Raw genomic sequence first — 255 nt, forward strand, 5'->3', positions numbered from 1 at the left:
GTCGTATGATGCGATGGGGGGACGGATCACAGAAGGTTGTCAGGCGGTTGGAAGAGCCTGTTCTTGACTTGTAGAAGGCACTTAGGCAAATCCGGGTGCGGAATTCAAGGGGTTGAGACGAGTGAACGTGTTCACGAAGCAATCGGAAGTGGTTCCAAGAAAAGCCTCTAAGCTTCAGTCATACGAGACCGTACCGCAAACCGACACAGGTGGGCGAGATGAGTATTCTAAGGCGCTTGAGAGAACTCGGGAGAA

At 52.2% G+C, this 255-nt stretch carries 1 rRNA gene; it reads left to right on the plus strand.

What is annotated here, in order from left to right:
* Window positions 1–255: ribosomal RNA gene (locus tag ACO0K2_RS19745) — 23S ribosomal RNA — on the plus strand; the annotation flags it as partial.

Source organism: Undibacterium sp. MH2W (genome assembly GCF_049340215.1).
Lineage (GTDB): Bacteria > Pseudomonadota > Gammaproteobacteria > Burkholderiales > Burkholderiaceae_D > Undibacterium.